This is a genomic window from Fuscovulum ytuae (genome assembly GCF_029953595.1).
Lineage (GTDB): Bacteria > Pseudomonadota > Alphaproteobacteria > Rhodobacterales > Rhodobacteraceae > Paragemmobacter > Paragemmobacter ytuae.
Genome location: NZ_CP124537.1, coordinates 59,990 through 80,898, shown reverse-complemented (window position 1 = coordinate 80,898; position 20,909 = coordinate 59,990). Strand labels below are relative to the sequence as shown.

16 protein-coding genes are annotated in these 20,909 nt (G+C 61.4%); 7 read left to right on the top strand and 9 right to left on the bottom strand.

The window, feature by feature from the left end; translation table 11 throughout:
• Positions 1-37 precede the first annotated feature (37 nt).
• Positions 38-1,432, top strand: coding sequence for an amidase (locus QF092_RS19595; RefSeq protein ID WP_281470655.1), 1,395 nt, complete (start codon positions 38-40; stop codon positions 1,430-1,432).
• On the opposite strand, the gene hypF is transcribed toward QF092_RS19595, so the two are convergent.
• The 9 genes from hypF to QF092_RS19550 form a co-directional block, all read right to left on the bottom strand.
• A complete protein-coding gene (gene hypF, locus QF092_RS19590; RefSeq protein WP_281470654.1) occupies positions 1,378-3,618 on the bottom strand; it encodes a carbamoyltransferase HypF in 2,241 nt (746 codons plus the stop codon). The genes QF092_RS19595 and hypF overlap by 55 nt on opposite strands.
• A 10-nt stretch (positions 3,619-3,628) precedes the next feature.
• Positions 3,629-5,047 (bottom strand): nickel-dependent hydrogenase large subunit, encoded by a 1,419-nt coding sequence (locus tag QF092_RS19585; RefSeq protein WP_281470652.1) that lies wholly within the window; start codon positions 5,045-5,047, stop codon positions 3,629-3,631.
• Positions 5,044-6,036 (bottom strand): NADH-quinone oxidoreductase subunit B family protein, encoded by a 993-nt coding sequence (locus tag QF092_RS19580; protein ID WP_281470650.1) that lies wholly within the window; start codon positions 6,034-6,036, stop codon positions 5,044-5,046. The genes QF092_RS19585 and QF092_RS19580 overlap by 4 nt, the downstream gene beginning before the upstream one ends.
• The gene (locus QF092_RS19575; RefSeq protein WP_281470648.1) at positions 6,033-7,361 is read right to left on the bottom strand and encodes a sensor histidine kinase; all 1,329 of its coding nucleotides are present in this window, start codon (positions 7,359-7,361) and stop codon (positions 6,033-6,035) included. Before QF092_RS19575 ends, QF092_RS19580 begins: the two co-directional genes overlap by 4 nt.
• A 79-nt stretch (positions 7,362-7,440) precedes the next feature.
• Complete coding sequence (locus QF092_RS19570) at positions 7,441-8,766, bottom strand: sigma-54-dependent transcriptional regulator (RefSeq protein ID WP_281470646.1); 1,326 nt, start codon at positions 8,764-8,766, stop codon at positions 7,441-7,443.
• Positions 8,766-10,514 carry a sensor histidine kinase gene (locus QF092_RS19565; protein ID WP_281470644.1) on the bottom strand — a complete coding sequence of 583 codons (1,749 nt, stop codon included), beginning with the start codon at positions 10,512-10,514 and terminating at the stop codon, positions 8,766-8,768. Before QF092_RS19565 ends, QF092_RS19570 begins: the two co-directional genes overlap by 1 nt.
• Before the next feature lie 161 nt (positions 10,515-10,675).
• A complete protein-coding gene (locus QF092_RS19560) occupies positions 10,676-11,032 on the bottom strand; it encodes a DUF1850 domain-containing protein (protein ID WP_281470642.1) in 357 nt (118 codons plus the stop codon).
• Positions 11,029-13,116 carry a TRAP transporter permease gene (locus QF092_RS19555; protein ID WP_420026557.1) on the bottom strand — a complete coding sequence of 696 codons (2,088 nt, stop codon included), beginning with the start codon at positions 13,114-13,116 and terminating at the stop codon, positions 11,029-11,031. Before QF092_RS19555 ends, QF092_RS19560 begins: the two co-directional genes overlap by 4 nt.
• A gap of 69 nt (positions 13,117-13,185) precedes the next feature.
• Complete coding sequence (locus QF092_RS19550; RefSeq protein WP_281470640.1) at positions 13,186-14,145, bottom strand: TAXI family TRAP transporter solute-binding subunit; 960 nt, start codon at positions 14,143-14,145, stop codon at positions 13,186-13,188.
• 411 nt (positions 14,146-14,556) lie between these two features.
• Here QF092_RS19550 and QF092_RS19545 point away from each other — a divergent pair, with 411 nt between their 5' ends.
• Genes QF092_RS19545 through QF092_RS19520 form a run of 6 tightly spaced genes read left to right on the top strand, consistent with a single transcriptional unit; the run spans position 14,557 to position 20,909 of the window.
• A complete protein-coding gene (locus QF092_RS19545) occupies positions 14,557-15,588 on the top strand; it encodes a LacI family DNA-binding transcriptional regulator (RefSeq protein WP_281470638.1) in 1,032 nt (343 codons plus the stop codon).
• Between the two features lie 35 nt (positions 15,589-15,623).
• Entirely contained in the window at positions 15,624-16,889 is a 1,266-nt protein-coding gene (locus tag QF092_RS19540) for an ABC transporter substrate-binding protein (protein WP_281470636.1), read from the top strand.
• Positions 16,890-16,949: 60 nt separating this feature from the next.
• On the top strand, positions 16,950-17,792 hold the full coding sequence (locus QF092_RS19535) for a carbohydrate ABC transporter permease (RefSeq protein ID WP_281470634.1): 843 nt from the start codon (positions 16,950-16,952) through the stop codon (positions 17,790-17,792).
• Positions 17,789-18,607 (top strand): carbohydrate ABC transporter permease, encoded by an 819-nt coding sequence (locus QF092_RS19530; protein ID WP_281470632.1) that lies wholly within the window; start codon positions 17,789-17,791, stop codon positions 18,605-18,607. Before QF092_RS19535 ends, QF092_RS19530 begins: the two co-directional genes overlap by 4 nt.
• A gap of 8 nt (positions 18,608-18,615) precedes the next feature.
• Complete coding sequence (locus QF092_RS19525; protein ID WP_281470630.1) at positions 18,616-19,653, top strand: ABC transporter ATP-binding protein; 1,038 nt, start codon at positions 18,616-18,618, stop codon at positions 19,651-19,653.
• Complete coding sequence (locus tag QF092_RS19520) at positions 19,650-20,909, top strand: MGH1-like glycoside hydrolase domain-containing protein (RefSeq protein WP_281470628.1); 1,260 nt, start codon at positions 19,650-19,652, stop codon at positions 20,907-20,909. Before QF092_RS19525 ends, QF092_RS19520 begins: the two co-directional genes overlap by 4 nt.

Here is a 20,909-nt window from a genome sequence, read left to right as displayed (position 1 = left end):
CGCGCCATGGTGCTGCAGGAAACGGGGGCACCATGACATGACCGATCCCATCACGCTTTCCGCCACCGCTATCGCCCAAGCTATCCGCGATGGAGACCTGGGCGCAAAAGAGGTGCTGGATGCTACCCTCAGCCGGATTGACGAGGAAAACCCCCAGCTAAACGCCATCGTGGCCCGCATGGATGACGAAGCGCGCGCCACGGCCCATGCCATCGACAGCGCGCGGCTTAGAGGGGATGACCTGCCACCACTGGCTGGCGTGCCGGTCACGGTGAAGGTGAATGTCGATCAAATGGGGCAGGCCACGACCAATGGTCTGCGTCTGCAATCAGGCTTGATCGGGGATGAGGATAACCCTGTGGTGGCAAACCTGCGACGCGCAGGTGCCGTGATCGTGGGGCGCACGAATACACCTGCCTTTTCGCTCCGATGGTTCACGCGCAACAGCCTGCATGGCCAGACGCTGAACCCATATGACGCCCTGCTTACGCCCGGCGGATCGTCGGGCGGGGCGGGGGCGGCGGTTGCCGCTGGCATGGGCGCCATCGCGCATGGCACGGATATCGCGGGGTCGATCCGCTATCCGGCCTATGCCTGCGGTGTGCATGGGCTTCGCCCGTCCCTTGGCCGTGTGCCCGCCTTCAACGCGACGGCAGGTGACAGGCATATTGGCGGGCAACTCATGGCCGTTTCAGGCCCCCTCGCCCGCACCATCCCCGACCTGAGGCTTGCCTTTACCGCCATGGCAGCGCCCGACCTGCGCGACCCTTGGTTCATGCCAGTCCCACTGGTCGGCCCACCCGCACACCGCCGTGTGGCGCTGATTGAGGCCCCCGATGGGATGGCTGTTGCAACGGAAGTGCGCACCGCCCTTCATGCCGCCGCGGCTCAGCTTCAGGCACAGGGATGGGAGGTGGACATCCCGACACCGCCGCCCCTGCGCGAAGGGCTGGCGGTGCAGATCGCGCTTTGGATGGCCGACATGCGCCGGATTGAAGAGGCGGTACTGCGCGAAGACGACCCCGATGCGCGTTTCATTTATGACCAATTTTGCCGGATCAGCCCTGCCCTTTCCGCCGATGGCCTGATGGATGCCTTGCGCGTCAGGTCACGCCTCGTGCGCCTATGGCGGCAGTTCTTCGAAGAATGGCCACTGGTCCTTTGCCCGGTGTCGGGCGCGGTGCCCTTTGCCAACAATATCGACGTCAGATCGCCCGAAGATTTCGATCAAGTGATCGAGGCGCAGCTTCCACAGATCGTGCCACCCCTTATGGGTCTGCCCGGCCTTGCTGTGACAACCGATCTGTCCGGCCCCACCCCGATGGGTGTGCAATTCCTTGCGGCCCCGTTCCGCGAAGATCTGCTGCTTGCCGCCGGTCAGGCTGTAGCGCTTGAGGTTCCACCCATTCGTGCCAGGGCCACCATCGCCTGACCCAGCGCCAAACCACCGTCATTGGCGGGCGTCACCCGATGGGTCATCACGGGAACCCCCGACAGCCGCCGCTCCACCGCCGCCAGCAACGCCGCGTTCTGGAAACACCCGCCCGTCAGCGCGACTGCTTTCGCCCGCCCCTGACCCAGCAGGGCAAGCGCGGGCGCAGCAAAGGCTGTGGCCAAACCTTCTTGGAACCGTCCGGCGATGCGTTCACGCGCGACGCCACTCTGCAGATCGCGCGCCAGTGCGCCGAACATTGGAACGGGATCCAGACCGGGGCCAAAGGCATAGCCGTCCTCCCCTTCAACCGCCATCGCCTCTAGCCGCATCGCGGCTTCGCCCTCATAGCTCTGCCCTGCCGGGCAGAGGCCCAAACAGGCCGCCACTGCATCATAAAGCCGCCCAGCGGAAGACGACATCGGTGCATTGACGCCTGCTGCCACCGCTGCGCGGAGTGCGCGGATCGGCAGACCTTCAAACAACCGATCCGCAAAAGACGCCTGCCCGGCCTGATCCAATCGCACCAAGGCGTTTCTCCATGGTTCGCGGGCCGCGCGATCCCCACCGGGCAAGGGCGCGGGGGCCAAATGCGCCACGCGTTCAAACCCGCGATAGTCGCCCAAAAGAACTTCACCCCCCCAGACCGTGCCATCCGTACCAAGCCCCGTGCCATCCAGCACGATCCCCGCGACAAAGCCCCCGTCCAAGGGCCACAAATTTTCGGCAAGACAGGCTGCAAGATGGGCGTGGTGGTGCTGGACGCCTTCCAGCGGCAGGCCCTCGGCCTGTGCAATTGCCTCAGCCGCCAGCGTGGCGCGATAGCCGGGATGCAGGTCATGTGCGATCACTGCCGTTCGTGCATCGAACAGCGCGCGATAATCCGCCACAGCCTTTTCGAATTCCGCCGCACAAAGCGCATCGTCCAGATCACCCAGATGATGACCCAGCAGAACCTGCCCCCCTTTCGTAAGTGCGATGGCCCCTTTTATCTGGCCACCTACCGCCAACACCTGCCCATCAGGCATTCCCGGCGGCAGGGGCAGCACCCCAGGCACCCGCCCCCTTGCGCGACGCAACACCATGGGCGGGTTTGCCCGTTCCACGCTATCATCCAGCCGCCGCGCGATGTCACGGTCGTGCATAAGGAAGCCATCCGCGAAGGCCGCAAGCTTTTCCCGCGCCTCGTCATTGCCAATAACCTGCGGCTCGCCCGAAAGATTGCCAGAGGTCATCACCAGCGGCCCGCCAAATGCATCCAGCAACAGATGGTGCAACGGCGTGTAAGGCAGCATCACGCCAATCAATCCAACCCCCGGTGCCACGCCCTTGGGCAGCGCGCCGCGCGTCGGGGCCAGCACAATGGGCGCCGCTGCCTCGGCCAAAAGCGCATGATCGGCATCGCTCAGCACGCAGAAACGCTCTGCCTGCGCAATGGTCGCCATCACCGCGAAGGGTTTCGTCGGCCGCCGTTTACGGTCGCGCAACAGGGCCAGAGCAGTGGGGTTCACCGCATCACAGGCCAGATGAAAGCCACCTAGGCCCTTGACCGCAATCACCGCCCCTTCATGCAACCGCGCTGCTGCAAGGGCGATTGGATCACCCGGCACTTCTTGATTGCCCACTTCAAACCACAAGCGCGGGCCACACACTGGGCAGGCCACAGGCTGCGCATGAAATCTTCGATCGCCGGGATCTTCGTATTCGGCACGGCAGTCAGGGCAAAGCGGAAAGGCCGCCATCACGGTCCTTGCCCGATCATAGGGCAGCGCCGTCAAGATCGTATAGCGCGGCCCGCAATGGGTGCAATTGGTGAAGGCATAGCCATGCCGCCGCCCCTCTGCCCTAATCTCATCGGCGCAGGCGGGGCATGTCGCGGCATCCGGCGTCACCCGCGTCTCTGCCCCTGTTCCGCGCGAGGGCGCGATGACGAAACCTTCTGGCAGGGTATCAAAGACATGTCCCGCCACTTCCACCGCATCAACACGCGCCAATGGCGGAAGGTCGCGCGACAGGGCGGCAATGAAATCATCAAGCCCCGCGCCACAGGCCAGCACCAGCACACCTTCGGGATCGTTCAGCACCTCGCCCACCACGCCATGCGCGCGTGCCACCTGCCAGACGAACGGGCGGAAACCCACGCCTTGCACCTGTCCCCGGATTCGGATGGCGATCCCCTGCACCATCACGCGCCCCTTAATGCACCGTGCAGACCATACAGGGATCGAAACTCCGCACGATATGCTGCACGCTGATCGGCGTCGTCTCGGCCTCGGCCACAGGCGCGCCCTCCAGCGCAGCCTCCAACGGTCCCGGTACGCCCTCTGCATCGCGCGGGCTGAAGTTCCATGTCGTCGGCGCGATGATCTGATATCTTGTGATCCGGCCGCTATCGATTTGCACCCAATGTCCCAACGCGCCCCGTGCCGCCTCGACCAGCCCTTCGCCCGTCCCCTGCTTGGGCACAGGCCCGGCCTGCATGAAGGTGGCCCCAGGATCAATACCCGCGACCAGCGCCTCCATCATCCCCTGCATCCGCGCCAATTCCAAAAGACGCCCAGCCACTCGGGCCAACACACCGCCCCCAGCCATGGCAAGGGCGAGCGGATGGCCATCCACCACCTGCCGTGCCAGAGCGCCCACTTCCATCGTCCGGCCGTTCAATCTTGGGGCTTTGCACCATGTATAGCCAGGCTCTGCCATATCGGGATCTGGCTCTGTCCGTCCTTCCGCCGGATGCAGCGCCTTGCCTTCCATCCAAGCATGCGAAAGATCTTCGCGGATCGTGGACGTGTTCAAGGCTTCCCTACCACCTTCCCAGACTCCGGCGGCAAAAAGCGGGCCCTCCTCCGTAGGATAGGCCCCATAGCTTAGGTATCGCCCCGATCCGCAGCCCATCCGCGCCAGATCAAGATCGGCGGCGATCTCAAGAAACAGCCCCGCATCGCCACGATCCCAATGCAAAAGCGCGGCCTCTGTCTGCAACGCGCAGAAATCCTCTAGCCGCCCGCCGAAGACAGTCTCTTCCAGATAGCGGCGAAAAGCGCGCAGGGCGATTTCGAGCCGCATCTTTTCGCGTGGCCCGGGTGCGCGGGTAACGCCACCGGGTTGTATGGCAAGCGTATGCGGCCACTTCCCGCCAAGCATCCCAACGATATGCAAAAGCTCTGCCCGCGCCGCAACCGCCGCGCGAAGCGCACTACCCTCGACCGCCGTAAATCGTTCCACCGCCCGCGCGTGCCAGCCACGTCCCGCGTATACGGGCCGGGTGAAATCCGGCATGAAGAATAAATGGAAATGCGTCAGATGATCCGCCGCATTCTCTACTGCGTGCAAAAGCGCGGCCACGCGTGCGCCCTGCGGTGTGGGTTCAATCCCCATCGCCGCCGCCAAAGCACGCGCTGCGGCGGCAGATTGGCTGATCGAACAGATTCCGCAGATGCGCGGCGTGATGGTCAGCGCATCACGTGGGTCGCGCCCCTCAAGCATCCTTTCAAACCCACGAAAAAGCGGTGCATTCACCCGCGCCGCTCTAACCCGGCCTTCGGCCAGATCCAGCGTCACCTCCAGATCGCCCTCAACGCGGTTGAAAGGTCCGACAACCAGCTTCGTCACTTGGGCTTCCGCAAGGTGGGTGGCACACGAATTCTGTCAGAGGCAGCGTTGATCCCGATCCGTTCTGGCGTTGCGGCCTTGGACAGCGAAGCAAGCGCCATGAACCACGCCTTGGGCATGTCAGTGGGCAGCCCAATTGGGATACCCGCCACTTTTGGCGTTTCCGTAAAGGGATGGCGCGGTTCCTCGAATTCCGGCGCGGTGCAGTTGATGCAGGGGAACCCGGCACGGGTGCAGGACCCTTCGCCGTTCCAAGGCCGGATGTTACAATCCCCAACGGCCTGCGTTCCTACACAGCCGAGGTTTTCCATCATACAGCCCAGATCAGAAAGCCGCTGTGCGCTGGCTTTGTATTCGTAGAACTCGTTTTTTGGGCAGCCGTGATGGACCAGATGATCGGCATAGAAGCGGGGACGGCGGAACCCGTCCAGATCACGCTCTGTCATCGCACCGCCCGCCAGCATCAAAAGCGTTTCAGTCACCCAACCGGGATGTGTGGGGCAACCCGCCACGTTGATCACCGGCATACCACCTGCCGCGCGCCAATCGGCGGCAAACAGACCACCGGGATGCGCGCCTTCATATTGCAAGCCCACCGCGTCTGACGGGTTCCCCCCCGCTGCCGTCACCCCGCCATAAGCCGCGCAAGTACCAACCGCCACGACATGGCGCGCGACGGGTGCGATGTCCTGCACCCAAGACATTAGGGGTCGCCCCGTCCCTGACAGCATCTGGAACCGCCCGGTCCCGTTGGGGCCGCGCGCAATCGCCCCCTCGACACAAAGGATATCGACCCTCTCGCGCCCCTCGGCCACCGCCTGAAGTAACGGCAAAACCTCCGCCCCGGTGGCAAGCGACAGCGCCGGATGCCAGATCAGCTCGATCCCCGCATCCGCCAGCAATTCCACCGCCCCCGGCCCTTCGGCGCAGAGAAGCGACATCGTGCAGCCCCCGCATCCCGCTGCCTGCAACCACAGGACCCGCGTCATCCGTCCTCTCCCACCGGCAGTTCAAGCCGGAAACATCCGCCCGGCGCATCATCACATAGCACCAGCCGACCCCCATGCTCTTCCGCGATCTTGTGGCTGATCGACAGGCCAAGCCCCGTGCCCTTGCCCACCGGCTTTGTGGTGAAGAACGGATCGAAGATCGAGACCGCCACTTCAGGCGGCACACCGGGGCCATTGTCCATCACGGTCAGAATGGCACGATCCGCGTCCAGATCATGGCGCATAACGATGGTCCCATCCTCGCGCCCGCCCAGAGCATCGACCGCATTCTGCACGAGGTTCATCACGATCTGCTGCACATGACCGGGCCGCCCAAAAGCGAATGCCTCTTCGACACCTTCAAAGCGCAGCGTAACGGGTGTCTTCATCCCGCGCAGGACCCAGTTCGCCGCCACCCGACTGGTTTCGACCAGATCGAACATCACGCGATCGCCGGACCCTTCTGATGACAGCCTCCGCAAATCCTCGACAATATCACGGACACGCTCGGCCCCATCGCGCGCGCCTTCAATGGCGGTGCGCAGGTTGGTCACCTCGCGGTCCAAACGCAGCGTCGCACGTAGCGCCACAAGCTCTTCGCGGTCTGCGCCCTCTTGCACCCGCGTGAAATACTGCTCGAACTTGCCCGCATACCGTTCCAACGCATGGGTGTTTGCGTAGACAAAGCTGATCGGGTTGTTCAACTCATGCGCCACCCCGGCCAAGAGGCGACCAAGCGACGCCAATTTCTCATTCCGCACCAGCTGCGCCTGTGCCGATTTCAGGGCGTCATGACCCGCCTGCAATTCGGCATAGGCCTTGCGCAATGTGCCCAAAGGCCGCCCGGTCAGAACATATCCTTCTGCCCTGCCGCGATCATCCAACCTTGGTGCAATGGACAAGTCGATGGGTTCCACCCCCGATGGGGTAACTAGACGCAACTCCACCACCGCAGAGCGGCGCGAGGCGCGCGCCTCCTCCATCGCATGATGCAGACAGTCGCGATCACTTGGATCAAACAGCGTTGCAACATCGCTTCCGGAAAGCTGCTCCAGCCCATGCCCTGTAAGATCGGCGAGCGATTGGCTGACCTGCTCAACCTCTCCGGTGCGGGCCACGACAATCAGAACATCCGAGACAGAGCCTAGGATTGATGTCAGAAACCCACGCATCGCCTGCAATTCGGCATTCTGCCGTTCTAGCCGTTCCTGATACTCAATCAGATCGGCATAGGTGCGGTCCACGGCAGACAGCACATCAAGCCATGCGTCATCGGAAAACGTAAGTGGCTTGGGCATCTGCCCGTCGCCCGGAAAATAGGCCATGGCTTTTCCTCACCTGTCCACACGATAGCCGTGACCGGATCAAAGGGAAAGCGGCTTGACGGGTCGGATTCATTGGCGTTCAGACCGAACCCGGTCCTTCGGCACTCAACCCATAGCGGCGCATCTTGTCATTCAGGGTGCGGCGCGGCAGGCCCAACGTTTCGGCCGCACGCAGCGTGTTTCCGCGATGCCGGTCCAAGACGGCGGCAATCTCTCGCGCTTCGAAAGCGGCCACTCGGTCGGCCAGCGAACCTGCTTCAACGATCCTGACGTCATCAGGTTTCAGATCGAGAAGGCCAAGAATATGGGCCTCAGCCGCGGCCTTTACCTCGCGGATATTGCCCGGCCAGACGCGCTTTTTTAGTTTCTGGCGCAGCGCCCATGGCAGATCTGGGTCAGGCCGCCCATATCGGCGCGCAGCCAATTGCGCGTAATGGGCAAAGATCAACGGTATGTCTTCTGCCACTTCGCGAAGGGTGGGTGACACAAGTTCGGCCCCGGCCAGGCGATAGTAAAGGTCGGGACGGAAACTCTCGGTGGCCTGGCGCAGGTCAGTCTTGGATGTCGCGATCACACGAATATCGACTGGGCGCAGCCCATTTTCGCCCAACCTCTCGACCGCCCGTTCCTGCAAGACCCTAAGAAGCTTGGCCTGAAGCGGCATCGGCATCGCCTCCACCTCATCCAACAACAACGTCCCGCCATTTGCTGATTCCAGCTTTCCGGGCCGTGCCTCTGTCGCGCCGGGGAAGGCCCCCGCCCTGTGTCCGAACATGATCGTCTCGAACATCCCGTCTGGCAGGGCCGCACAATTGACAGCAACAAAAGGCCCATTTGCCCGCGCACTGCCCGCATGCAGGGCACGCGCAGCAAGTTCCTTCCCGGTGCCGGTTTCCCCGGTGATCAGAACGTCGACCTCAAGCGGGGCGAGTGCAGAGATCCGGTCCCGGAAGGCCCGCATCGCCCGACTCTCCCCAAGAATTGTTTTTTCTGCCCGTTCAACAAGTACCTGTTGCAGCCGCCCGACTTCGGCCCGCGTGGCCCGCGCTGCAACCGCCCTTGCGATGACGGCAACCAGATGCGCTGCATCATAGGGCTTTTCCAGAAAATCCTCTGCCCCCGCCCGCATGGCCTGAACCGCATGGCCGACATCGCCATGTCCTGTCAAAAGGATGACTGGAAGGTCCAACGGCAATGCCTTCACCGCTTGCAACAGGTCCAGGCCACCCATGCCGGGCATGCGAAGGTCGGTAAGCAGAAGGTCAGGCGGCGCATCTGCGGCCAAAGCATCCAACGCCGCCTTTCCGGACGCAAAGCCCTCGGCCTCATGACCGGCGGCCTGCATCAGATCGCACAAAGCGGCCAGATGATCGGTATCGTCTTCCACCACAAAAAGTCGGGCCATCACTCTGCAGCCGCTTGTGCCAAAGCTGCGGCAGGCAAAACGACCGTCACGGTCGTCCCCCTGCCCAAAGCCGATGCAACCGAAAGCTTCCCCCCGAATTCCGCAAGAATTGCCTTGCAGATCGAAAGACCGATCCCAAGTCCCTCTGCCGCGCTTTTGGTGGAAAAGAAGGGCTCTGCCACGCGCGGCAAAATATCAGGAGAGATGCCCACCCCGGTATCCCTGACGACAAGCCGGGCTTCGACTCCGTCGCTTTCGACTGTCACGCTCACCCTGCCATCCCCCCGCCCCTCGACAGCATCCAGCGCGTTGAGGATCAGGTTCACCACAACCTGTTCCATTCGCACTGGGCCAGCGATCACGGAAACGGCTTGCGAGGGTGAGATGAATTCCGGAACCACACCCACTGCCCGGGCGCGGGGCGTGACAAGTTCAATGGCCGAGGAAATGACCGACCGCAGGTCAATCAAGTCCAAGGCGCCCGGCTCTTTTCGGCCAAAGCTTTTCAGATGCTTGATCGTGCGTTGCATCCGGCGGATCAGCCCCTTGGCCGTAGCCAGGCGCGGGGCTGTCTGGCTTTCGCTTGCGGCAAGGGTCATTTCCGCGGCGGTCAAGGTGGCCTCCATCGCGGCAAGGGGTTGGCTGATCTCATGCACGATAGCGGTGGACATGCGGCCAAGGGCGGCCATTTTTTCCGCATGGATCAGATGCTCTTGCGCGGCGCGCAAATCGGTTTCGGCTTGCTTTCGCGCCTCGACCTCGCGTGCCAGATCGGCGGTGCGCGCGGTGACCATCGCCTCTAGCCGTTCGGATTGGCTTAGCTTTAGGGCGATGATCTGGCGGCGTTGGTCCCATGCTTTGAAAAGACCCGCCACCGCCAAAGTCAGAAGTGACGCCGCCAGCGCCCATCCCGCGGCAACCGTGGTGATGGCCGCCGTGGGATGGGCGGCCATCAGGCTCCAATCCGTGCCAGAAACGCTAGCGATCCGGGCAGTCCAGCCATCACCCTGTGCATCATCCCCAGTCGGTGCCTGCCGCAAGAGCGGAGCCACCGCACCCAAGGGCACGCCATCATAGGCACGCGTTTCGGCAAGCCGCTGAATGACCTTATCCGAAAGGGGTGTCAAAGGGCGATAAAGCCAGTCTTCGCGACCGGAAAGGAACACGACGCCGTCGCCATCGACCAAGGCCACATCTGCCCCTGCGCTGCGCCAAGTTTCCTGCAACCCGCGCAAGTCGACTTTGACGACAAGAACGCCTGCCATCGTCCCGACCTGCACCCGCGTCGAAAGGAAATATCCCGGTACGCCCGTGGTTACGCCAATCGCATAAAATTGACCGCGTCCCGTTTCGATTGCCTCACGGAAATAGGGGCGGAAACTATAGAATTCGCCCACGAAACTGCCCGGTCGGTTCCAATTCGAAGCGGCAATCGTTCGGCCTTCGGCATTGATCAGGAAGAGTTCAGACGCCCCGGCATGCGTCGCTACGGTTTCCAGATAGCGGTTTGCGTCTTCAAGCGCGCGCGGGTCGATCAGCGCGGCGCGTATGCGCGCATCTTCACCCGCGACATCGGGCAAGGCGGCGAAACGGTCAATCTCGGCCTCGACCGCGCGAGATGTCAGCAGAAGCGATTGGTCCAGACCTTCACGCACAGTGGCGGTGATCCAACGATCTGCCACGAACCACGCCAAAGCTGCCGCGATCAGCGCGACAAAGGCTGGCAGGATCATGGGGCGCATGCGCATCAGTGCTCTCTCAGCCAATCAGTGGTGCCACAACTTGGGCTATGGCAGGCTGCCATATTCTATCGGGCAAGTCGCCCCTTCCCCATCTTTCCCATCGTAGGAACGGCAAGGATAGGCCCTGTCGAACCATGGAAAAAACCCAATAAAAGCGACCGCCATGTTCATTCCCCGCAAGGTGCGATCACCACGGCCTGTCCTGACGCAGCACCCAATTCATGACAATTGGCGCCGTCACACAATCGCCAGCCCGCCCCAGTTGCGCCAGATGCGGCCAGCCGCAACTCTTTGACCACAGTTCCCGGCGACCAGACCCACCAACCACCTATCAATTCGGCTCCGTCGCCCGGCTCCATCCCCGCCCCCGAACCCTTGACGCGGGCCTGCGTCAGCTGCAGCCCATCCGACAAAATGCGCCATTCCTCGGCCCATTCCACCTGTTCCACCGAATGCGTCCAATGCAGCGAAAAGCCGGGGGAGGTCAGGACCAACATCATCCCCCCGGCCAGCAGGCAGTTCATGCCGATGCTCGCTGGACCAGAAGGTGTTGGGCTACAAAGGTTGCCACCAAAAGAAAACCAACGATATCGGAGATCGGCGCTGCCACGATCAAGGCAAAGGCTGCCACCATTGCAAGCCCACGCTGCCACAAGACCAGTGGTCTCCCCAACCATCCAATCACCGCCACGCCCCAAAGACCAATCGCCGTGATGGTCTTCACAACAACATAAACCACCGCCGGCACATATCCGATGGATTGCGACAAAGGCCCGCCATCCTGCAGCATCAGGGCGGGTGTGTAGACTGCCATGAAAGGTATGACAAAACCTGCGGCCGCGATCTTCACCGCCTGCAGACTGATCGTCAGTCCACGCTCTTTCGCAATCGGGGCCGCCGCGAAACAGGCAAGTGCCACAGGCGGTGTCAGATCGGCCAAGATGCCGAAATAGAAGACGAACATGTGGCTGACGATCAGCGGAACCCCCAGTTCCAACAGGGCAGGCCCGGCAATCGAAGAGGTGATGATGTAGTTGGGAATTGTCGGGATTCCCATGCCCAGAACGATACAGGTGATCATCGTCAGGACCAGCGACAGGAACAGGCTTTTCTCGCCAACCCCCACGATGAATTGGCCGAAGGTATTTGCCGCCCCTGTCAACGTCATGGTGCCAATGATGATCCCAACCAGCGCACAGGCGACCCCCACCGGCAGCGCGGTCTTCGCGCCATCGGCCAAGGCATCGCGGCACATAACAATCGTCTCGCGCCCGCCCTTCGACATCAGGTTCATGGCAACCAACACGACCACGGCCGTAGCCAGCACCCAGATCCCCCAATGCAAAAAGGCACCCGCAAGAAGGCCGATCCCGATCCAGAAGATCACCCGTATCGCGCCCGAGGGCAGACCAAGCGCCACGCTTGCGCCAAGAATAAGCATCAATGTCAGGCCAAGACCGACGGTTCCGGCAAAGAGAGGCGTATAGCCCGAAAAAAGAAGCCAGACCAAAACACCCAGCGGCAGGATCAGATGCCAGCCCTCCTTAAGCGCAGCCTTGGGCGAGGGAAGCTCCGCCTTGCTGAGCCCGCGCAGGTTCATACGGCCTGCCTCAAGATGCACCATCCAGAAGGCCGCAGCGAAGTAAAGGATGGCGGGGATGATCGCCGCCTGAACGATCTCGACATATTCGACGCCCAGCGTTTCGGCCATGATAAAGGCCACTGCGCCCATGACCGGCGGCATGATCTGACCGCCCATGCTTGCCGTTGCTTCCACGCCACCGGCAAAGGCGGGGCGGTAGCCGAACTTCTTCATCAATGGGATGGTGAATTGTCCTGTGGTCACCACATTCGCAACGCCTGACCCCGAAATCGTGCCCATCAATCCTGACGACAGAACCGAAACCTTCGCCGCGCCCCCCATCTTGTGCCCGACCAGGCCAAGCGAGACATCCGTAAAAAGGCGGATCATCCCCGCCTTCTCCAGAAAGGCCCCGAACAGGATGAACAGGAAGATGAAGGTCGAAGAGACATAGGTGGGGATGCCGTAGATCCCTTCGGTCCCATAAGCCATATGGTCGATCACCTGCGCAAAATCATAGCCGCGATGATTAAGCGGGCTGGGAAGATATTCGCCCCAGAGGCAATAGGCGAGAAAGGCACCGGCAATGATCGGAAGCGCCGGCCCCATGATCGCCCAAGCCGCAGCGAAGGTCAGGCCCAGCACGATCACGCCAAAGACAATGTCGCGCCCCAAAGGATCGCCGGCCCGCATCAGCAGGGGCACATATTCCCACCACTGATAAAGCGCCACTGCCACAGCCAGACAGGCCGCCGACCAAGCCACCGCCTTTACCGACCGGCCGCTGCCACGCATCAGGGCCAGAAGTGGAAAGCCCAACAGCATCAGGAAACCCACATGGAAGGCCCGCGTAACCTGACTTGCGAAATCCACCAAATGCGCGGCGGTCAGAACCTGAAACACCGAAAAAGCGACGGCGATCCAAAACAGAAGCCTGCCCTCGAAAGACATTGGAAATCCCGCCACAAGCGGGTCATGCGGATTGGCAACCTGAAGGCCATCCGGCGCTTCGGCATTCTGCGACATCGTCCCCTCCCCGGACCCTGCATGGCAGGGCGGGCCCTGCTAGCCCGCCCCTTATTTCGCTTGCTGGTCTTACTTGATCAGACCGACTTCGCGGTAATACCGCTCGGCCCCCGGATGAAGGGGAACCGGCATCCCGTCGAGTGCGGTATCCAGCGTGATCGCCTTCGCTGCCTGATGCGCTGCCACCAGTTCGGGCAGGTTTTCGAACATAAGTTTGGTCATCTGATAGACTGTCTCTTCGTCCACGCCTTCATGCGTCAGGAAGAAGTTGCCAACAGCCAGCGTTGGCACATCGGCGGTCTGGCCTTCATAGGTGCCAGCCGGGATCGTCGCCGCCATATAAGGGGCACCCAATGTGTCGGCCACCTCGGGGGGGATCGACACGATCGTCGTCGGGACCGAGGTCGCAAGGTCTTTCAGCGATGCCACGCCCAGACCCGCCGATTGCAGCGTGCCGTCCAATTGGCGGTTCTTCATCAGTTCGACGGATTCGGCAAAGGGCAGGTATTCCACCTTCGACAGATCGTCATAAGACATGTCCAGCGCGCCCATAATGGCGCGTGCGTTCAATTCGGTCCCCGACTTGGCCGCGCCAACCGACATGGCGCGCCCCTTGAAATCAGCGATGCTGGTGATGCCGGATTCAGCCGATGCCGCAATCTGGATATAGTTCGGATAGGCCGCCGCAATGCCGCGCAATTTATCAAGCGGGGCCGCAAAGCCCACATCGGCATTACCTTCCCACGCGTATTTGACCGAGTCACCCAAGGCGATGGCAAACTCGCCCTTCCCTTGCTGCAAGAGGTTCAGGTTTTCCACCGATGCCTTGGTTGATTGCACCTGCGTGCGCGCTCCTTCGATCCCGTCGGCATAGATCTTCGAAAGCCCTACCCCAATCGGGTAGTACACGCCCGACGTGCCGCCGGTCAGGATATTGATGAATTGCTCGGCCTGTGCCGCCACCGGAACAGTGGCCAAGGCGGTGCAGGCGATCAACGCGCGAAATCCGCGCGGAAAAAGATTGGTCATGTGATCCTCCTGTTAATCGGAAGGGCGCATGGCCCATTCCTCTCCCGTCTCTCCTCTGCGGGATGCGTCATTCTTGGCGAAACAGGCCTTCAATGGAACCATCGGCGATCATCTGCTGCGCAAGTTCCGCGCAGTTTCCCGCCAAGTCTGACGCGAATTTTCGCCCGGTAGGGCACATGATCCACCCGGGCCTACGGATCCCCATGCCTCCCTTCCAAGACATCGTCGCCAGAGGACAGAACATCTCGTCTCAAAGCGAGAAAACGACAATTTGGGTTCCGACCAGAAGGAAACACAATCCTATGCAGCGGCTTTCGCATCGATTTGCGCAATCGTTTGCACAATTTCTCAAGCAGCGCTACAGTCAGGCGAATCCAAACCGTCGGAACACGAACGAAAAGGCCGATTGGAATGACGGTAGCGACCATCAAGGATATCGCGCGGGCCTTGGGACTGTCGCCGTCAACCGTGTCGCGGGCCCTTTCGGGACATGAGCGGATACCGGAATCCACAAGGGCCAAGGTGCGCCATGTTGCTCAGGAACTTGGCTATGCCCCCAACCGCGCCGCCCAGACCCTTGTCGGCAAGCGCAACAGCGGATTTGCCGGACTGGTGCTAACGGATCCCGGCTATGGCCGCGAAGACAGCTATTTGGGAGAGTTCCTTTCAGGCTTGGGCCACGGATTGGGTCAGAACGGAGTTGACCTGTTTCTGGCCGCGATTCCGCAGGGCCAATCGGAACTTTCGGTCATCCAGAACATCGTCGCGTCCCGCCGCGCAGATGGCCTGATCCTTGGCCGTACGTCCGAGGTTGATCCCCGTGTGGATTTCTTGATCGAAGCGGGTTTCCCTTTCGTCACCCACGGGCGCGTCGCGGCCGAGGATCGGTTGCATGACTGGGTGGACACTGATGGTTTCACGGCATTCGGCGAAGCCTTCGACATGCTTTATGCGCTGGGGCATCGGCACTTCGCGCTGCTGACGATCGAAGAACTGATGACGTTCCGCTTGCATCGGACCGAAGGGTTGATGCGGGCCATCGAACGGCGCGGCGACCCTGAGGTCACGGTCAGTATCGTCACCTCACCGCGCTATGACAGCACCCGGCGGCGGCAGGTTATCCATGGCATGCTGACCAATACGCCGCGCCCGACAGCCGTGATCGCCATGTTTGACGGTCTGGCCATGGCCGTGCTGCAAGTTGCCGAAAGCCTGTCGCTTGATGTGCCGGTGGATGTTTCGGTCGTTGGTTTCGACAATATCGCCTCGGCGGCGACGGCACGTCCCGGCCTTTCCACCTTTGACAGTGACACCTTCGCTGCAGCGCGCACCTGCGCCGAGATGCTGATTGACCGCATCGCCGATCCAGATCGACCGCCAACCCATCACCTGATCCGACCCAAGTTGGTGCTGCGTGCCAGTCATGGGCCGGTGCCCGGATAACGCAAAAGAAAACAAATAAGTAAGGGAGGAAGACCATGAAGTTTCTAAACAAAGGACGCGCCGGGCTTGCTGTTGCCATGCTCGCGCTGATGGCAGGACCGACAGTCGCGGAACCCCTGTTCTGGTCGACGCAGGCCAAACCCGTGGAAGAAAGCCAGAAAATGCGCGAGCAGGTGATGGCAGGCTTTCCCGGCGGGGTGGATTTCCAGCCTTCGGATGAAGGTCCGTGGCTGACCCGCCTGCAGGCCGAATTGCAGGCTGGATCTGGCACCATTTCGGTTCTGGGCGCGCTGCATGGCGATCTGTCCGGTCTTACGGCGGATCTGGTCGATCTGTCGGCGATCGATACATCTGCGGTCAGCCCTGCCATGCTTGACCTTGGCAAGTTGGGAACGGGTGAACAGAAGTATATCCCTTGGATGCAGGCGACCTATCTGATGGTGGCCAACAAGAAGGCGCTTGAATTCCTTCCGGCTGGCGCTGACATCAATGCCCTCACCTATGACCAGCTGATCGAGTGGGCCAAGGCCACGGCAGAGGCAACGGGCGGCCCGAAGTTCGGCTTCCCAGCGGGACCGAAGGGCCTTAAGCACCGCTTCTTCCAGGGCTTCCTGCTGCCTGCCTACACAAAGTCGACCGTGACCAATTTCCGTTCGGCCGAGGCCGAAGTTGCGTGGGGCAAGTTCAAGGAGCTGTGGCAATACACGAATCCGGCTTCGACCAACTACTCCTTCATGCAGGAACAGCTTGTAACCGACGAGGTCTGGATCGCCTTCGACCATGTCGCGCGGATCGCCGATGCTTTCAATCAGCGGCCTGATGACTTTGTGGCCTTCCCCGCCCCCGCTGGTCCGATGGGCCGGGCCTTCATGCCGGTGGTGGCAGGGATTGCCGTGCCAAGCACTTCGCCCGACATGGATGAGGCGATGGCGCTCGTTGCCCATATGCTGAAACCCGAAACGCAGATCGCCACCCTGCGGGCCACCAACTTCTTCCCGGTCATCGCAACAGAATTGCCCGATGACATGCCCGCCTCCGTCAAGGCGTCGGGGCCGGCGATTGCGGCGATGACGGGCGCACCGGATGCCCTGCCCGCGCTTCTGCCCATGGGTCTTGGCGAAAAGGGTGGGCAATTCAGCCAAATCTACTCGGACACGTTTGAAAGGATTGTTCTGGGCGGGCAAGACATCCGCACGGTTCTGGACGAACAGGCCGAGGCGCTGCGCGCCCTGATGGTTGAGGCGAATGCCCCCTGCTGGGCGCCGGATGCGGCGTCCGACGGCCCCTGCCCCGTCAACTGAATCCAGATTCTGGGGCACGGTCCACCCGTGCCCCAGACCCTTTCCTGACGAGGTCCGGCCATGCCGCGCATGCTGCCCTATTTGCTGCTCTTGCCAGCCACGGCCTTTTTATGCCTGTTCTTCCTTTATCCCTTCACGCTGGTCGCCATCGACAGTGTGACGCGGGACGGGGCCTATAGCCTTGAAAACTTTCGCCGGATGGCAGGTCACTGGAAATTCGGCACAGCATTCTGGAACACGATGCTCTTGGCCGCAGTCGTTGTCCCGATCCAGCTTGCGATGGCGCTGACCATGGCGTCGATCGTGGCAAAGCTCCAGCGGGGTCGTTCCGTCATCCTTTATGTCTTTGCCATTCCACTTGGGATTTCTGATCTGGCCGCAGGACTGATCTGGCTTTCGGTTTTTGAACAGTCTGGCTTCCTGAATAGCCTTCTCGTTGGCCTCGGCATTGTGGAAGCGCCGATCCTGTTGCTTGGCTATCAGAACCTGTGGGTGATCTTCATCGCCATCGTTCTGGCCGAGGTATGGCGCGCAACCGCAATCATGATGGTGATCCTTGTTGCCGGGTTGGGGCTTATCCCGAAAGAATACGGCGAGGCAGCCGAGGTATTCGGCGCGACCCGCTGGCAGCGTTTTGTTCGCGTCACCCTTCCGATGCTCCGGCCCAGCTTGCAGACCGCGCTGATCCTGCGCGTGATCCTTGCCTTTGAGGTGTTCGCCGTGGTCGTCGCCTTGGGCGGGACTCAATTCCCGGTCCTGATGTCGGAAACCTATCATTGGCAATTTGCCATGCAGGATCGCGGAATCGCGGCCGCCTTTGCCATGGTGATCCTAGGTATTTCGGTGGCCTTCACCGTGTTGATCCTACGCCTCTTGCATGTGCCGAAGGGGGCGCGGATATGACCGATCCGAACATCCGCCGCGCGGGAAATCGCGTCTTTATCGCAGGAACCGCCCTACTGATCGTCTGGGTTCTGGCACCGATCTGGCTGCTTTTCGTCAATGCCCTATCCGCCCCAGACGAGGTGACGGCATTCCCGAAATCCTTCTTTCCTTCTTTTGATATCGAATCCCTGTCGTTCTTTTTCGGATTTTCAGGGGTGGTTGAGGCGCTTTGGAATTCGGTCAAGGTCGCAGCGGTGACCATGGTCCTTTCCATCGGCATCGGCGCACCTGCGGGTTATGCGCTGTCGCGCTTCGATTTTCCGGGGAAAGAGGTCTTCCGCTTCCTTGTGGTGATGACGCGGGCCTTCCCCTTGCCGCTGCTGGCCTTGCCACTTGCGGTGATGTTCATCCGTACCGGGCTTGATGACACGATCTTCGGTCTGGCCCTTGTCCATACGACGCTGGCCCTGCCTTTCGCTGTTCTGATCACCTTTTCGCTGTTTTCCGGCATTCCCCTCGAACTCGAAGAGGCGGCATGGACGCTTGGCTGCACCCGACTTCAGGCCTTTACAAAGGTGATCCTTCCACTGGCCGCCCCCGGCATCGCCGCCAGCGCCGTCTTTGCCTTCGTCATCAGCTGGAACGAGGTATTCGCCGCCGCCGTCCTGACAATCGAAAACCGCACACTGACGGCGTTCTTGCTGCAATCCCTGGACGTCTCACCGCTGCCTCTGAAATTCGCCGGGGGCGCTGCGCTGGTTCTGCCAGCACTCATCTTCATCTTCGTCGTTCGCAAATACCTCTTTGCGCTCTGGGGCATCGCGAACCGTTAGGAGGACATATGGCCGTTATCGAAATTAAAGGCGTTGCCAAGTCCTTCGGAGCCTTCACCGCGCTGCATTCCATTGATCTGACCATCGCGGATCAGGAATTCATGGTGCTGCTGGGTGCGTCGGGCTGCGGAAAGACCACGCTCTTGCGCATCATCGCAGGGCTGGAAACACCCAGCGCGGGCGAGGTCTGGATCGGCGGGCGCCGGGTCGATCATCTTCCGGCCCGCGAACGCGGGATCGCGATGGTGTTTCAGAACTATGCGGTTTTCCCGCATCTGACGGTTTACGAAAACATCGCCTTTGGTTTGCGCATGAAGAAAATGCCTCAAGCCGAAGTCGAACGCCGCGTGACGAAAACCGCCGAACTGATGCATATCGAACAGTTGCTAAAGCGCTATTCAGGACAGCTTTCGGGTGGTCAGCGGCAACGCGTCGCCGTCGCACGTGCCTTGGCCATGGAACCTGACGTGATCCTTATGGACGAACCGCTTTCCAATCTGGACGCGCTGTTGCGCCTTGAAATGCGGGCGGAACTCAAGGGCGTTCTGGCGGCATCAAAGACCACCACCATCTACGTCACACATGACCAGGTCGAAGCCATGAGCCTGGCCGACCGGATCAGCGTCATGAATGGCGGGCATATCCTGCAGGCCGCAGATCCCGTGCAAGTCTACCGCAACCCAGCGACACGCTTTGTGGGCAGTTTCATCGGCAACCCGCCGATGAACTTTCTGCCTGCCAAGGCCGCAGGGGATGGCCAGTGGCAGGTGGCGGGTCAGACCTTTGCCGGGCCTTCTGCAGGGGCCGCCGAATTCGCCATCCGTCCTGAAGACCTGCACCCCGCTGAACAGGGAATTCCCGCAGAGGTTCGGGTGGTCGAACCGCTTGGCCCCCATACCCTTGTCACATGCGTCGCGGACGGACACCCTTTCCGCGTCATTCTGGACAGCACGCTTACCCCCATCCCGGGTGACCGACTTCACCTTGCGCCCCTACAAGACCGCATCCGGTGGTTTGATCCCGAAACACAGAAGGCCCTGACATGACCTCGATCTCGCAAAACGCAATTGACATCCTGCGCGAGAATGATCGCGGCACCTATACCGTGCCCACCAAAGGCCTTTATCCCTTTCAATGGAATTGGGACAGTTGCCTGACAGCTTTGGGCCAACGCCATTTTGACGAAAACCGCGCTTGGACCGAAATCGAGACGCTGTTCGAACATCAATGGCCCTGCGGAATGGTGCCGCATATCGTCTTTCACCAGAAAGATGACGGGTATTTCCCCGGGCCGGATATCTGGGCAACGGATCGGCCCGTGCCAACCTCGGGCATCACCCAACCCGCCGTGGCGGGATTTGCGTTGAAACGCCTTTTCGACAGGGCGGCGGACCCGGCACAAGTTGCCCCGCGCGCGGCTGCACTCTTGCCCAAGATTGCTGCTTGGCATCGTTGGTTCTTTGCCACCCGCGATCCAAAAGGCGAAGGGCTGGTCGCCATCATCCATCCATGGGAATCCGGACGCGACAATTCCATCGACTGGGACATTCCTTTTGACCGGGTACCAACAGATGGCATCGCCCCCTATACTCGGCGCGATACACAGCATGCCGATCCGGCCCACCGCCCGACAAAGGCGCAATATGACCGCTATCTGTGGCTGGTGGAACATTTCCGGGCTTTGCAATGGGATACTGCGCGCCTGCATGACGCCTCACCGTTTCAGGTGGTTGATCCCGGCTTCAACGCCATCCTTCTTCGCGCCTGCGCCGATCTGGCCGATCTGGCCGAAACGCTGGGCAGGTCGGACCTCGCTGCCGAAAACCGCGCCTTTGCCGCTCGTGGCTTGGCGGCGATGGAGGGGCTTTGGTCCCCCGATCATGGCCAATATCTGGCCCGTGACCGTGTGACAGGCCAGTTGATTGACAGCGCCTCCGTCGGCGGGCTGTTGGCGGCCTTCTGTGCCATTCCGGCCGACCGGGCCGCAATCATTGCCGAAACCATTGATCGGCATGCCACCCGCTATCGGGTGGCCAGCCATCCGCCGCAAGACCCGCGCTTTGATGCGAAACGGTATTGGCGCGGTCCGGTTTGGCTGGTCGTGAATTACATGATCGCCGACGGGCTTGCCCGCGCCGGACAGGCCGATGCCGCTGCACGGATCACCGCATCCTCGCTTGATCTGATCCGGGAAAACGGCTTCGCTGAATATTACGACCCGCAATCGGGCGAACCGCTAGGCGGAGGGCGCTTCACTTGGACCGCGGCGATGGTGCTGGAATTCCTGTCGATGGAGGGCTGA